The sequence below is a fragment of the Pseudomonas wadenswilerensis genome, assembly GCF_900497695.1.
GTDB lineage: Bacteria > Pseudomonadota > Gammaproteobacteria > Pseudomonadales > Pseudomonadaceae > Aquipseudomonas > Aquipseudomonas wadenswilerensis.
The window spans coordinates 216,358-228,216 of record NZ_UIDD01000010.1 but is presented as its reverse complement, the minus strand read 5'-3'; the positions used below and the strand labels follow the sequence as shown (position 1 = coordinate 228,216).

General features: G+C 61.3%; 12 protein-coding genes. 3 read left to right on the top strand and 9 right to left on the bottom strand.

Annotation, left to right across the window (positions count from 1 at the left end):
• Positions 1-441, top strand: coding sequence for a GlcG/HbpS family heme-binding protein (locus tag CCOS864_RS19855; protein WP_115088011.1), 441 nt, complete (start codon positions 1-3; stop codon positions 439-441).
• A gap of 108 nt (positions 442-549) precedes the next feature.
• Here the strand turns inward: CCOS864_RS19855 and CCOS864_RS19850 are convergent, their stop codons facing one another.
• Positions 550-1,158 carry a TetR/AcrR family transcriptional regulator gene (locus CCOS864_RS19850; protein WP_115088010.1) on the bottom strand — a complete coding sequence of 203 codons (609 nt, stop codon included), beginning with the start codon at positions 1,156-1,158 and terminating at the stop codon, positions 550-552.
• 146 nt (positions 1,159-1,304) lie between these two features.
• Between CCOS864_RS19850 and CCOS864_RS19845 the strand changes: the two genes are divergently transcribed.
• Positions 1,305-2,213, top strand: a complete 909-nt coding sequence (locus tag CCOS864_RS19845) for a DUF808 domain-containing protein (protein ID WP_115088009.1) — start codon at positions 1,305-1,307, stop codon at positions 2,211-2,213.
• 107 nt (positions 2,214-2,320) lie between these two features.
• On the opposite strand, the gene CCOS864_RS19840 is transcribed toward CCOS864_RS19845, so the two are convergent.
• The 7 genes from CCOS864_RS19840 to puuE all read right to left on the bottom strand — a co-directional run bounded on the left by CCOS864_RS19840 (position 2,321) and on the right by puuE (position 9,306).
• Positions 2,321-3,109 carry an outer membrane protein OmpK gene (locus CCOS864_RS19840; RefSeq protein WP_115088008.1) on the bottom strand — a complete coding sequence of 263 codons (789 nt, stop codon included), beginning with the start codon at positions 3,107-3,109 and terminating at the stop codon, positions 2,321-2,323.
• A gap of 362 nt (positions 3,110-3,471) precedes the next feature.
• The gene (locus tag CCOS864_RS19835; protein ID WP_115088007.1) at positions 3,472-4,257 is read right to left on the bottom strand and encodes an outer membrane protein OmpK; all 786 of its coding nucleotides are present in this window, start codon (positions 4,255-4,257) and stop codon (positions 3,472-3,474) included.
• 134 nt (positions 4,258-4,391) lie between these two features.
• Complete coding sequence (locus CCOS864_RS19830) at positions 4,392-5,747, bottom strand: nucleobase:cation symporter-2 family protein (RefSeq protein WP_115088006.1); 1,356 nt, start codon at positions 5,745-5,747, stop codon at positions 4,392-4,394.
• 133 nt (positions 5,748-5,880) lie between these two features.
• Positions 5,881-7,206 carry a urate hydroxylase PuuD gene (locus CCOS864_RS19825; RefSeq protein ID WP_115088005.1) on the bottom strand — a complete coding sequence of 442 codons (1,326 nt, stop codon included), beginning with the start codon at positions 7,204-7,206 and terminating at the stop codon, positions 5,881-5,883.
• Between the two features lie 50 nt (positions 7,207-7,256).
• On the bottom strand, positions 7,257-7,760 hold the full coding sequence (locus tag CCOS864_RS19820) for an ureidoglycolate lyase (protein ID WP_045200421.1): 504 nt from the start codon (positions 7,758-7,760) through the stop codon (positions 7,257-7,259).
• 104 nt (positions 7,761-7,864) lie between these two features.
• A complete protein-coding gene (gene uraD, locus CCOS864_RS19815) occupies positions 7,865-8,380 on the bottom strand; it encodes a 2-oxo-4-hydroxy-4-carboxy-5-ureidoimidazoline decarboxylase (RefSeq protein ID WP_115088004.1) in 516 nt (171 codons plus the stop codon).
• Positions 8,380-9,306 carry an allantoinase PuuE gene (gene puuE, locus CCOS864_RS19810; protein ID WP_115088003.1) on the bottom strand — a complete coding sequence of 309 codons (927 nt, stop codon included), beginning with the start codon at positions 9,304-9,306 and terminating at the stop codon, positions 8,380-8,382. The genes uraD and puuE overlap by 1 nt, the downstream gene beginning before the upstream one ends.
• Positions 9,307-9,704: 398 nt before the next feature.
• Between puuE and uraH the strand changes: the two genes are divergently transcribed.
• Positions 9,705-10,058, top strand: a complete 354-nt coding sequence (gene uraH, locus CCOS864_RS19805) for a hydroxyisourate hydrolase (protein WP_010225132.1) — start codon at positions 9,705-9,707, stop codon at positions 10,056-10,058.
• Positions 10,059-10,332: 274 nt separating this feature from the next.
• Here uraH and CCOS864_RS19800 read toward each other — a convergent pair whose 3' ends face one another.
• Positions 10,333-11,682, bottom strand: a complete 1,350-nt coding sequence (locus tag CCOS864_RS19800) for an NCS2 family permease (RefSeq protein WP_038996292.1) — start codon at positions 11,680-11,682, stop codon at positions 10,333-10,335.
• Between the last annotated feature and the right edge of the window lie 177 nt (positions 11,683-11,859).

Genomic DNA, 11,859 nt, shown 5'->3' with positions numbered 1-11,859 from the left:
ATGAACGCTTTGACCTTGAAAGTCGCTGTCAGCCTGGTGAATGCTGCGCTGGTTGCCGGGCACAAGATCTCCTCCGCGCCGTTGACCGTGGCGGTGCTGGATAACGGCGGGCATCTGCTGGCCCTGCAACGTGAAGACGGCGCCAGCCTGCTACGACCGCAAGTAGCGATGGGCAAGGCCTGGGGTGCAATTGCCCTGGGCAAGGGCTCGCGCCTGCTGGCGCTGGATGCGCAGCAGCGCCCGGCGTTCTTCGCCGCGCTCAACGGCCTGGGCCAGAGCCCGGTGGTACCGGCGCCGGGCGGGGTGCTGATTCGTAATCAGCAGGGCGTGGTGCTGGGGGCGATCGGCATCAGTGGCGATACCTCGGATATCGACGAGCAATGCGCGATCAGTGCGATCGAGGAGGCGGGGTTGACGGCGGATGCGGGGGTAGCGGCTTAAGGCCTATCGCGGAACCTGTGGGAGCTGGCTTGCCAGCGATCGAGCGCAAAGCGCTCGCTGGCCTCATCGCTGGCAAGCCAGCTCCCACAGGGATCTCGGCAAATTTGCCTAAGCGTCCGGCTCACACCCCTTGAGCACCAGGCGGATGATGGTCTGCGCCGCCGCCTCATAATCGCTGTCATCGAGCTTGGCCTTGCCGGTGACCACCGAGATCTGCCAGTCGAAGTCGGCGTAGGTCTGGGTCGCCGCCCAGATGCTGAACATCAGGTGGTGCGGGTCGAGCGGGGCGATCTGGCCGCGGTCGATCCAGGCCTGGATACACTCGATGTTGTGCCGGGCCTGCTCGTTGAGCTGCTCGACCTGGCTCGGGCTCAGGTGCGGCGCGCCGTGCATGATCTCGCTGGCGAAGACTTTGGAAGCAAACGGCAGGTCACGGGAGATTCGCACCTTGGAGCGGATGTAGGCGCTCAATACCTCTTTGGGATCGCCGTCGGCATTGAACGGCGTCGATGCCTGCATGATCGGCTCGATGATGCTTTCCAGGACCTCGCGGTAGAGGTTTTCCTTGGACTTGAAGTAGTAGTAGACGTTGGGCTTGGGCAGGCCGGCCTTGGCCGCGATGTCGCTGGTCTTGGTGGCAGCGAAGCCCTTGTCGGCAAACTCTTCACTGGCCGCGCGCAGGATCAGTTCTTTGTTGCGCTCGCGAATGCTGCTCATGGTTGACGCTGTTCCTCGTGTCTGGCCGCTGGCGGCACCGGGCCTGGGAGGGCGGTTGCGCATGGTAGCACCGCGTTCGCAAGCGGCTCAAGGTGGCGACTTTGAGCTAGACTGTGGCCCTCTCAACCCGCTGGAATCAGGCAAACATGGCAGGAAGCAGTCTTCTGGTATTGATCGACGATATCGCCACGGTACTCGACGATGTCTCGGTAATGACCAAGGTCGCGGCAAAAAAGACCGCAGGGGTGCTGGGCGATGACCTGGCGCTCAATGCCCAGCAGGTCACTGGCGTGCGTGCCGAGCGGGAAATCCCGGTGGTCTGGGCGGTGGCCAAGGGCTCGTTCCTCAACAAGCTGATCCTGGTGCCGGCGGCGCTGTTGATCAGCGCCTTCATCCCCTGGGCGGTGACGCCGCTGCTGATGGTCGGCGGTGCGTTCCTGTGCTTTGAAGGATTCGAAAAGCTCGCGCACAAGTTCCTCCACAGCAAGGAACAAGACCAGGCCGAGCATGCGGCGCTGGTTGAGGCGGTGGCGGACCCAGCAGTCGACCTGGTGGCCTTCGAGCAGGGCAAGATCAAGGGCGCGGTGCGCACCGACTTCATCCTTTCGGCCGAGATCATCGCCATCACCCTAGGCGCGGTCGCCCATGCGCCGCTGACCCAGCAGATCATCGTCCTTTCGGGCATCGCCATTGTCATGACCATCGGTGTCTATGGCCTGGTGGCCGGCATCGTCAAGCTCGATGACCTGGGCCTGTGGCTGACCCAGAAGGCCTCGAGCGCGGCCAAGGCGATCGGCAACGGCATCCTGCGCGCGGCGCCGTACATGATGAAGAGCCTGTCGGTGATCGGTACGGCGGCGATGTTTCTGGTCGGTGGCGGGATCCTGGTGCACGGCGTGGCGCCGCTGCATCACGCCATTGAAGCCTTCAGCGCAGGGCGCGGCGGGGTGCTGACCAGTACGTTGCTCAATGCCGGGGTGGGGATTGTCGCGGGTGCTGCAGTGTTGGCAGTGGTTGCGTTGATCGGCAAGCTCTGGCGTGCTGTCAGAGGCTGATAGCCTCATCGCTGGCAACGCCAGCTCCCACAGGGGCAGGTGTTAAACCGATCCTGTGGGAGCCGGCCTTGCCGGCGATCAAAGCCCGAAGGGCTTTGCCTCTTTGATCAGAAGTGCGCTTTGACCAGGAAGCTGGCAGTGTTCTGATCGGTATCGAAGGCATCGCTGTCCTTGATGCCGTACTTGTTCTTCCAGTAGTCGTATTCGAAACCGACATACAGCTGCTTCTCGCCCCAGTTCAGCGCCTTGCCCAGGTCATATTTGACCTGCGGGTTGAAGTGCAGGTTGGCGTGGTAGGTGCCACGGCGGCTGGTGGCATCGTTGTCGACGACCCAGTCCATGAAACCATCGATGAGAATGTCGGACTTGCCCACAGGAATGGTGTAGGACCAGACCGGGGTGATCTGCCAGACGTTGTCACCGGCACGGCTGCCCTCGGTGTTGCGCTGGTAGAAGTTCAGCTGGAAGTAGTCGAAGCCTGGGATGTCCAGGTCGAAACCCGGGCCGATCAGGTAGGACTCGGTGTCGCCCTCGCCAAACTCGTAGGTCATCGCCAGCAGCACGTCCTTGACCGGGCCGAAGGCCAGCTTCTGGTCGAAGATCTTGCCGAACGACAGGCGCGGGCTGATTTCGCCGTAGTAGGTATTGGGGCCGTTGTTGAAGTCCTTGTCACCGTTGTAGAAGATCTTGTCGACGAAGATGAAGTTGTCGCCGTACTTCCAGGCATCGGCGTGCTCGAAGGTCACGGTCTGCTGGATCGACGGGTTGACGGCAAAGTTCTTGCCCCACAGGTAGGTCAGGCTGTTGTTCTGCCATTGCAGCAGATCACCGGCGCTGGCGGCGGTGCTGGCCGCCAGCAGGCCGCTGGCGAGGATCAGGCTGTTGGTAATACGCATCGCGTAGTTGCTCCCTTGATTGATTCTGTGTCGGTGCTCTGGTGCGGCACCTTTTGGGTAAATACTTGTCTTTTGGGTCAGTTTTTTTCGATTGGGCACAGCTGTTTGGCAAGAGCTGGGCCAACCTTCCGGGGTGGCGCAAGCAATCCTGCTCGACGTCTTTCTGAACAGTTGAAAATGGGTATTTCAGGTTGGCGTGACGCCTGCCAACCGCCCGAATTCATTGACTGAGCGGTCAGCAAACGCAGGCAGGATCCGTCCTGCCCTGATCGAGGGGGCGCGCAGATTACTGACTTGCGCGCCGGTCCTCAAGTGCCCCGTCCTGGAGCGGGTGAGGCAAAAACTGTGCATTTGGTCAGCTTTTAGAAGTGAACCTTAACCAGGGCGCTGGTAACGCTCTGGTTGGTGTCGAGCTTTCCACTGTTCTCGATACCGTATTTGTCTTTCCAGTAGCTGTACTCGATACCCACGTACAACTGCTTGGCGCCCAGGTTCAGGGCCTTGCCCAGGTCGTATTTGACCTGTGGGTTGAACTGCAGGTTGGCGTGGTAGGTGCCGCGCCGGCTCTGGTCGTTGTCCACCACCCAGTCCATGTAGCCGTCGATCAGCACATCGGACTTGCCCACGGGGATGGTGTAGGAAAAGGTCGGGGTAATCTGCCAGACGCGATCACCGGGGCGGCTGCCTTCGGTGTTGCGCTGCATGATGTTGAGGGTGAAGTAGTTGAAACCGGGGATCGCCAGGTCAAAGCCGGGGCCGATCAGGTAGGCCTCGTTGTCGCCTTCGCCAGACTCGTAGGTCATGGCCAGCAACACGTCCTTGATCGGACCGAACTCGAATTTGCGATCGAAGATCTTGCCGAACGACAGGCGCGGGCTGAATTCACCGTAGTAGGTGTTGTTGCCTTTGTTGCGGTCGGTGCCGCCGTTGTAGAAGATCTTGTCGATGAACAGGAAGGTGTCGCCGTACTTCCACTTGTTGGCATGTTCGAAGGTCACCGTCTGCTGGATTGCAGGGTTGACCTGGAAGTCCTTGCCGTAGAGGTAGGTGAGGCTGTTGGTGTGCCAGAGCAGCAAGTCCCCTGCGGCGGCTGGCAAGGTGGCCAGCAGACTGCTACCCAGCAGGAGGGAAGTGGTGATGCCTTTCATGTTGTGATTCCCGGCTTTGTTATTGTTGGTTTTCGGTTTTTTTGGCGCGAAGCGCCCCGGCCGACCCGCTCCCACGGGTCGACGGCCTTGCGTATTGCTTGGGTGATGCCGGGCGGCAAGCGCCGCCCAAAGGCTCAGTGCTGGTGGGCGGTATCGTTGTGGGCGGCGCGCTCGGCGCCACCGAGAATGTTGAACAGCAGGTTGAGGATCAACGCGCTGACCGTGGCCATGGCAATCCCGCTGTGGGTGATCGGTTCCATCCACTGCGGCATCTGCGCGAAGAACTCCGGACGCACTACCGGGATCAGGCCCATGCCGACGCTGACGGCCACCAGCAACTGGTTGCGGCGGTCGGCGATGTCGGCTTCCTGAAGGATCTTGATGCCAGTGGCGGCGACCATGCCGAACATGGCAATCGACGCCCCGCCGAGTACCGCAGGCGGAATAGAGGCAATCAGGAACGCCGCTTTTGGCAGCAGGCTGAGCAGGATCAGGAAGCCGCCGGCGACCACGGTGACGTAGCGGCAACGCACGCCGGTCATCTGCACCAGGCCGATGTTCTGGGCGAACGAGGAGTGGGTGAAGGTGTTGAAAAAGCCGGCCACGAACGACGCACCGGCATCGCACATCAGGCCGCGGCGCAGCATGCCCGGGGTAACTTCACGGTCGGTGACCTTGCCCAGGGCGAGGAACATGCCGGTGGACTCGACGAAGATGATCACCACCACCAGGCACATCGACAGGATCGGCGCCAGGCTGAAGGTCGGCATGCCGAAATGCAGCGGCGTCACGACCTGTACCCATGGCGCTTCACTCAGGCCAGAGAGGTCGACCATGCCGATGGAGCCGGCGATGATGTAGCCCAGGCCCATGCCGATCAGTACCGAGACATTGACCCAGAAACCACGCATGAAGCGGTTGATCAGCAGGATGGTGGCGAGCACCAGGCCGGCGACGATCAGGTAGACGGGGGAGCCGAAGGGCGCGGCATCGGCGCCACCGCCGGCCCAGTTGACGGCAACCGGGAACAGCGACAGGCCGATCGAGGTGATGACCGTGCCGGTCACCAGGGGCGGGAAGAAGCGCACGACCTTGGACATGAACGGCGCGATGATCATGCCGAAGAAACCGGCGGCGATGGTCGCGCCGAAAATCCCCTGCAGGCCGACGCCGGGCATGCCGGCCATGGCCACCATGCTGCCGACCGCGGCAAAGCTTGCGCCCATCATCACCGGCATGCGGATGCCGACTGCGCCAATGCCGAACGACTGGACGATGGTGGCGACACCAGCGACCAGCAGGTCGGCATTGATCAGGAAAGCGACTTCTTCACGAGAAAGTCCGGCGGCTTGTCCGATGATCAGCGGCACGGCAATCGCGCCTCCGTACATCAGCAACACATGCTGCAGACCCACCAGGAACAGTTGGAACAGGGGCAGTGGCTGTCGTGGGGGCGCAACAGGGATGTACGCCTTGCGTGACTCGGACATGCAACACCTCGGTTTTGTTTTTATTCTTGGAGCTGCAAGCTTCAAGCGCCAAGCTTCAAGAAGAAGCAGGAGGTCGCGCTTGGCTTGCAGCTTTTTTTTGCTTGTCGCTTACAGCTGGCAGCTTGCGGCTGCCTTAGTGGGTCGGTGCTCCCTTGGCGACCCAGGCGCCAATCAGTTCACGTTCCTGCTGGGTCATCTGGGTGATGTTGCCCAGCGGCATGATCTGCGTAGCCACGGCTTGTGCCTGGATGCGTGCGGCCTGTTGCTGGATCTGTTGCGGGGTATCGAGCATCACCCCGGCAGGAGCGGCGCTGAACAGCGGGCTGGTCGGCTTGGCCGAGTGGCACACGGTGCAACGCTCCTGGATGACGCTGTGGATCTTGTCGAAGCCGGCGTCGTCGAGCTTGGCGGTGGCGTTGGCTGGCGCCTCGGTCGGTGCGGCAGGCTGTGCTGGAGCGGCAGCCTGTTCAGCAGCTTTCTCGGCAGCGGTCTTGCCACCCAGGGCGGTTTCCGGCAACGGCTGGTACTCGACCTTGGCGGCGGCCTGCTCAGGGGCGCTCGGCATCGGCGCAGGGCCGGTGACGTACGCCAGGCAGATCATCGACAGGGCACCGACCGGCAGGGTCCAGGCGTACTTGTTGCTGTCATGACGGGTGTTGAAGTAGTGACGTACCAACACCGCAGCCACCGCGATACCTGCCAGGATCAACCAGTTGTACTGGCTGCCGTAGGTGCTCGGGAAGTGGTTGCTGATCATGATGAACAGCACCGGCAGGGTGAAGTAGTTGTTGTGCCGCGAGCGCAGCAGACCCTTGGCCGGCAGTACCGGGTCGGGCGTCTGGTTGGCTTCGATGGCGGCGACCAGCTGACGCTGGGCCGGCATGATGGTGCGGAACACGTTGCCGACCATGATGGTGCCGATGATCGCGCCGGTGTGCAGGTACGCGCCACGGCCGCTGAACACCTGGCTGAAGCCGTAGCAGGCGGCGATGACCAGCACGAACAGCACCAGGCCGAGCAGGGCAGGGCGTTTGCCCAGCGGCGAGTCACAGAGGAAGTCGTAGATGAACCAGCCGGCGATCAGCGAACCGATACCGATGGCGATGCCTTCACCACCGCTCAGGGTGCTGCCGGGGGCCAGCAGGTACAGGGTCGGGTTCCAGTAGAACACCAGGCACAGCAGGGCGATACCCGACATCCAGGTGAAATAGGCTTCCCATTTGAACCAGTGCAGGTTCTCCGGCATTTTTGGCGGAGCCAGCTTGTATTTCTCCAGGTGGTAGATCCCGCCACCGTGAATCGCCCAGAGATCGCCGGACAGACCGTCGCGCGGGTTGGCCCGGTTGAGGTTGTTTTCCAGCCAGACAAAGTAGAACGACGCGCCAATCCATGCCACGCCAGTGATCATGTGAACCCAACGCACGCTCAGGTTCAGCCATTCCAACAGATGTGCTTCCACAGTCTTTACCTCTACCCTGGCGCCCTGTAGCCGGGCGCTCAGGTCTTCTCTTATTGGTGGGGGGCGAGGATCAATTGCTCATCCTCATTGAAAAAATGCTCATCGCAGTTGTTGCCAGTGCCACTGCGATCAACCACCAGGAAGTCATCCCGCTTTTCGATCGTCAGCACCGGGTGGTGCCAGACGCCGCGATGGTAATTGATGCCCTGCCTTCCATTACTGATGAAGGCACGGACCAGGCCTGATACAGGTGCATCGCCAACGGGCGCGACCACGATCAGAAAGGGGTTGCCGAGCAGCGGAATGAAAGCCTGGCTGCCCTGCGGATGGCGCTCCAGCATGCGGACGGTCAGCGGCATGTCCTGCGCGTCGGCGCGGAAGATGCTGATGATCGCCTTGTCGTCGGGTTGTGCGGTTTCGACCGTGGCCAGACGATGGAAGCGCATGGTCGAGCCGTTGTTGATCATGAAGTGGTCGCTGCCGTCGGTTTCGATCACGTCACCGAAAGGGGCGAAGGCTTCTTTGCTCAGGGGCTCAATCACTAAAGTGCGCATGCGGATTCTCTTTATTCTGTGTTGTGGAGGGGGCCGTTGTTGCGCCGGTCAGGCCCTGGGTACGCTCGCGTCGCGCACTCGGGCCAGCCCGGCGGTCGACGCCCTTAAAGCTGCAGCAGGCGGAACAGGGCGATCAGGTTGATCTGCGCCAGCGCTTCCTTGAACTCGGCTTCGACCGAGTTGTGGATGCGCTTTTCAAAGGCGGCCAGGATCTGGTGCCGGTTACTGCCTTTGACCGCCATGATGAACGGGAACTTGAACTTCTCTTTGTAGGCATCGTTGAGTTCGGTGAAGCGCTCGAACTCTTCGGCGGTGCACTGGTGGATACCGGCGCCGGCTTGTTCATGGGTGCTCGATTCGGTCAGTTCACCCTGGATCGCGGCCTTGCCGGCGAGGTCCGGGTGCGCGTTGATCAGCGCCAGCTGGGCGGCGTGGTCGGCGCTCAGGAGGATGTCGCTCATGCGCTGGTGCAGGGCTTCGATCTGCTCGATTTCCTGCAGCTGGCCCAGGTCGTAGGCCTTTTCGGCGACCCACGGCGAGTGTTCGTAGATGTCGGCGAAGGCTGCAACGAACGCTGCGCGATCCAGGGTCGAAGGCTTCAGGGTCTTGAATGCGGTCATCATGCTTTCTCGGCTTGGAAAGGGTGGGTGGCATGCCAGTGACGGGCGATGTCCACGCGCCGGGCGAACCAGACCTGGTCATGGCTCTTGGCGTACTCGACGAAACGCTTGAGCGCGGCCAGGCGCGCCGGGCGGCCGATCAGGCGGCAGTGCAGGCCGATCGAGAGCATCTTCGGTGCCTCGGCGCCTTCTTCGTAGAGCACATCGAAAGCGTCCTTGAGGTACTGGAAGAACTGCTCGCCGCAGTTGAAGCCCTGCACCTGGGTGAAGCGCATGTCGTTGGTGTCCAGGGTGTAGGGGATCACCAGGTGCGGCTTGCCGGTCGGATTGTTCTGTTCCCAGTAGGGCAGGTCGTCGTCGTAGGTGTCGCTGTCGTAGAGGAAGCCACCTTCCTCCATCACCAGGCGGCGGGTGTTCGGCCCGGTGCGGCCGGTGTACCAGCCCAGCGGACGCTCGCCGGTGAGTTCGGTGAGGATGCGGATGGCTTCGAGCATGTGCTCGCGCTCCTGGGCCTCATCCATGTATTGGTAATCGATCCAGCGGTAGCCGTGGCTGCAGATCTCGTGGCCGGCTTCGACCATGGCGCGGATCACGTCCGGGTGGCGCTGGGCGGCCATGGCCACGGCGAAGATGGTCAGCGGTACACCGGTGTCCTTGAACAGCTTGAGCAGGCGCCACACGCCAGCGCGGCTGCCATACTCGTACAGCGACTCCATGCTCATGTTGCGCGCGCCCTGCAGCGGCTGGGCGGAGACCATTTCCGAGAGGAAGGCTTCGGACTCTTTATCGCCATGAAGGATGTTGCGTTCGCCACCTTCTTCGTAATTGAGCACGAAAGACAAAGCAATGCGGGCGTTCCCCGGCCAGCGCGGATGGGGTGGGGTGTTGCCGTAACCGATCAGGTCGCGAGGGTAATCAGCGCTCACTGCAGTCTTCCTTCTTGTACGTTAATGCGGAGGGCGTGGGCACCCGGGTAGGGTATCGGCCACGACGATGGAATGATTGTATACAACTTTGTTTGCGATTTGTAAGCCTGTTTTTTCGCTTTTCTTTGCCTTTTTACCCACTCCTGCCTCTATAAGGAGCCCTGCAAGAAACCTGCCTGATCGGTCAGCTAATGACGGTCGCGTCGGCCAATGGCGTGGATTTGCGACTGATGGCTTATTTACAGGGGATGAGCGGCATGTCAGGAAAGAATACCGAATTATTGTGTACAATTTTACAGAGAAATGTCTTAATAATCCGACAGCCGCACGTTGTCGGGCTTCCTGACGCTGGCGTGCGGGTATTTTTTGCCCACAGATAGAACAGAGGCGAGCAAGCAATGGGACGTTTGACCACGCATGTACTGGATGCCGCTCATGGCTGCCCTGGCAGCTCGATCAAGGTCGAGCTGTACCGGGTCGAAGGCCAGCAGCTGGAGCTGGTGAACACTACCCTGACCAACAGCGATGGCCGTTGCGACGCGCCGCTGTTGCAAGGCGATGATTACCGCAGCGGTGTCTACCAGCTGCAGTTCAGCGCCGGCGATTACTACCGTGCCCGCGGCGTACAACTGCCCGAGCCTGCTTTCCTTGATGTGGTGGTGCTGCGTTTCGGCATCAGTGCCGAGCAGGATCACTACCACGTACCGCTGTTGATCTCGCCGTACAGTTACTCGACCTATCGTGGAAGCTAGTTGGTCGCTAGAAGAATCTTCGTAGGTCCTTGCCCGCTCACACTGCGGGCTTTTTTTTGCCTGTGATTCGAGATCCCGCCTATCCCTGTGGGAGCTGGCTTGCCAGCGATGAGGCCAGTGCGGTTCGCACCAAAGTTGTTGCCCGGATTACGACCGCTTCGCGGTCGATCGCTGGCAAGCCAGCTCCCACAGGGACCACTCAGGCATCAGCACTGTTTAGCCGACAACAAAAAGCCCCACCCGAAGGTGAGGCCCTGTTTACCTGCAGTTGTGTTTACAGGAATACAAACTTGGCAATGAAGATCGCCGTCAGCACCCACAGGCTTGCCGAGATCTCCTTGTAGCGTCCGGTCCCGGCCTTGAGCACCACATAGGTGATAAAGCCCAGGGCGATGCCGTCGGCGACCGAGAAGGTCAGCGGCATCATGATCGCAGTGACAATCGCCGGGATGCTGTCGGTGGCTTCATCCCAGTTGATGTGGGCCATGCTGCCCATCATCAGCATCGCCACGTAGATCAGCGCGCCGGCTGTGGCATAGGCAGGAATCATCCCGGCCAGCGGGGCGAAGAACATCGCGGCGATGAAGAACAGGCCCACCACCACCGCGGTAAGCCCGGTACGGCCACCGGCGGCGACCCCCGCGGCACTCTCCACATAGCTGGTCACCGGTGGCACGCCGACCACGGCGCCAAACACGCTCGATGCACTGTCGGCTTTAAGCGCTCGCGACAGGTTTTCGATGCGCCCGTCGGCATTCACCAGGTTGGCCCGCTGGGCCACGCCCATCAGGGTGCCGGCGGTGTCGAACATGTGCACGAAAAGGAAAGCGAACACCACGGCAATCATGCTGACGTTGAACACGCCGGCGACATCCATGGCCATCCAGGTCGGCGCCAGGCTCGGCGGCAGCGAGAACAGTCCGCCGTACTCCACCAGGCCCAGGCCCCAGCCGGCGAGGGTGACGCTGATGATGCTGATCAGGATCGCGCCGAACACCCGGTGGTAGCTGAGCACCGCGATCATCAAAAAGCAGATGGCCGCTAGCAGCGGGCCAGGCTCATGCAGCGAGCCGAGCTTGATCAGGGTCGCCGGGCTGTCGACGACAATCCCGGCGGTTTTAAGACCGATCAGTCCGAGGAACAATCCGACGCCGGCACCCATGGCATGCCGCAGGCTGACCGGAATGCTGTTGAGCAGCCATTCGCGCACCCGCGACAAGGTCAGCAGCATGAACAGCACCCCGGAGACGAACACCGCGCCCAGCGCGGCTTCCCAGGTGTAGCCCATGGTCCCGACCACGGTGTAGGTAAAGAAGGCGTTGAGCCCCATGCCCGGCGCCAGGCCTACTGGCCAGTTGGCGTACAGGCCCATCAACAGGCAGCCAAGGGCGGCGGCGATGCAGGTGGCGACGAACGCCGCGCCGTGATCGATGCCGGCATCGGCCATGATGTTGGGGTTGACGAAAATGATGTAGGCCATGGTGATGAAGGTGGTCAACCCGGCGATCATCTCGGTTTTGACGGTGGTGCCATGTAGCTTGAGTTTGAAAATCCGCTCCAGCCAGCTCGTTTCGAGCGGTGGGGCAAGATCCAGCGTAGGGGCGTCGGATTTGCGGCTTTCCACAGCGTGTACTCCTCAAGTCTTTTCTTGTTTTCCAGAACCAGTCCTGCGCACGCACTGGGGGGCTCTGTGAGGCGGATGGGATGGCAGGCCACCGGACCGTTTGTTGACTTCTGGGTCAGGAAGTTGCACGGATGGATTATGCGTTTGTATACAAAGAATGCAAATAATGTTTTCTTT

What these genes read in the sequence shown, in the direction of transcription:
- CCOS864_RS19830 (WP_115088006.1), bottom strand. Translation starts at nt 5,747, where the DNA reads ATGTCCGAGTCACGCAAGGCGTACATCCCTGTTGCGCCCCCACGACAG.
- CCOS864_RS19835 (WP_115088007.1), bottom strand. Translation starts at nt 4,257, where the DNA reads ATGAAAGGCATCACCACTTCCCTCCTGCTGGGTAGCAGTCTGCTGGCC.
- CCOS864_RS19845 (WP_115088009.1), top strand. Translation starts at nt 1,305, where the DNA reads ATGGCAGGAAGCAGTCTTCTGGTATTGATCGACGATATCGCCACGGTA.
- uraH (WP_010225132.1), top strand. Translation starts at nt 9,705, where the DNA reads ATGGGACGTTTGACCACGCATGTACTGGATGCCGCTCATGGCTGCCCT.
- CCOS864_RS19840 (WP_115088008.1), bottom strand. Translation starts at nt 3,109, where the DNA reads ATGCGTATTACCAACAGCCTGATCCTCGCCAGCGGCCTGCTGGCGGCC.
- CCOS864_RS19855 (WP_115088011.1), top strand. Translation starts at nt 1, where the DNA reads ATGAACGCTTTGACCTTGAAAGTCGCTGTCAGCCTGGTGAATGCTGCG.
- CCOS864_RS19850 (WP_115088010.1), bottom strand. Translation starts at nt 1,158, where the DNA reads ATGAGCAGCATTCGCGAGCGCAACAAAGAACTGATCCTGCGCGCGGCC.
- uraD (WP_115088004.1), bottom strand. Translation starts at nt 8,380, where the DNA reads ATGACCGCATTCAAGACCCTGAAGCCTTCGACCCTGGATCGCGCAGCG.
- CCOS864_RS19820 (WP_045200421.1), bottom strand. Translation starts at nt 7,760, where the DNA reads ATGCGCACTTTAGTGATTGAGCCCCTGAGCAAAGAAGCCTTCGCCCCT.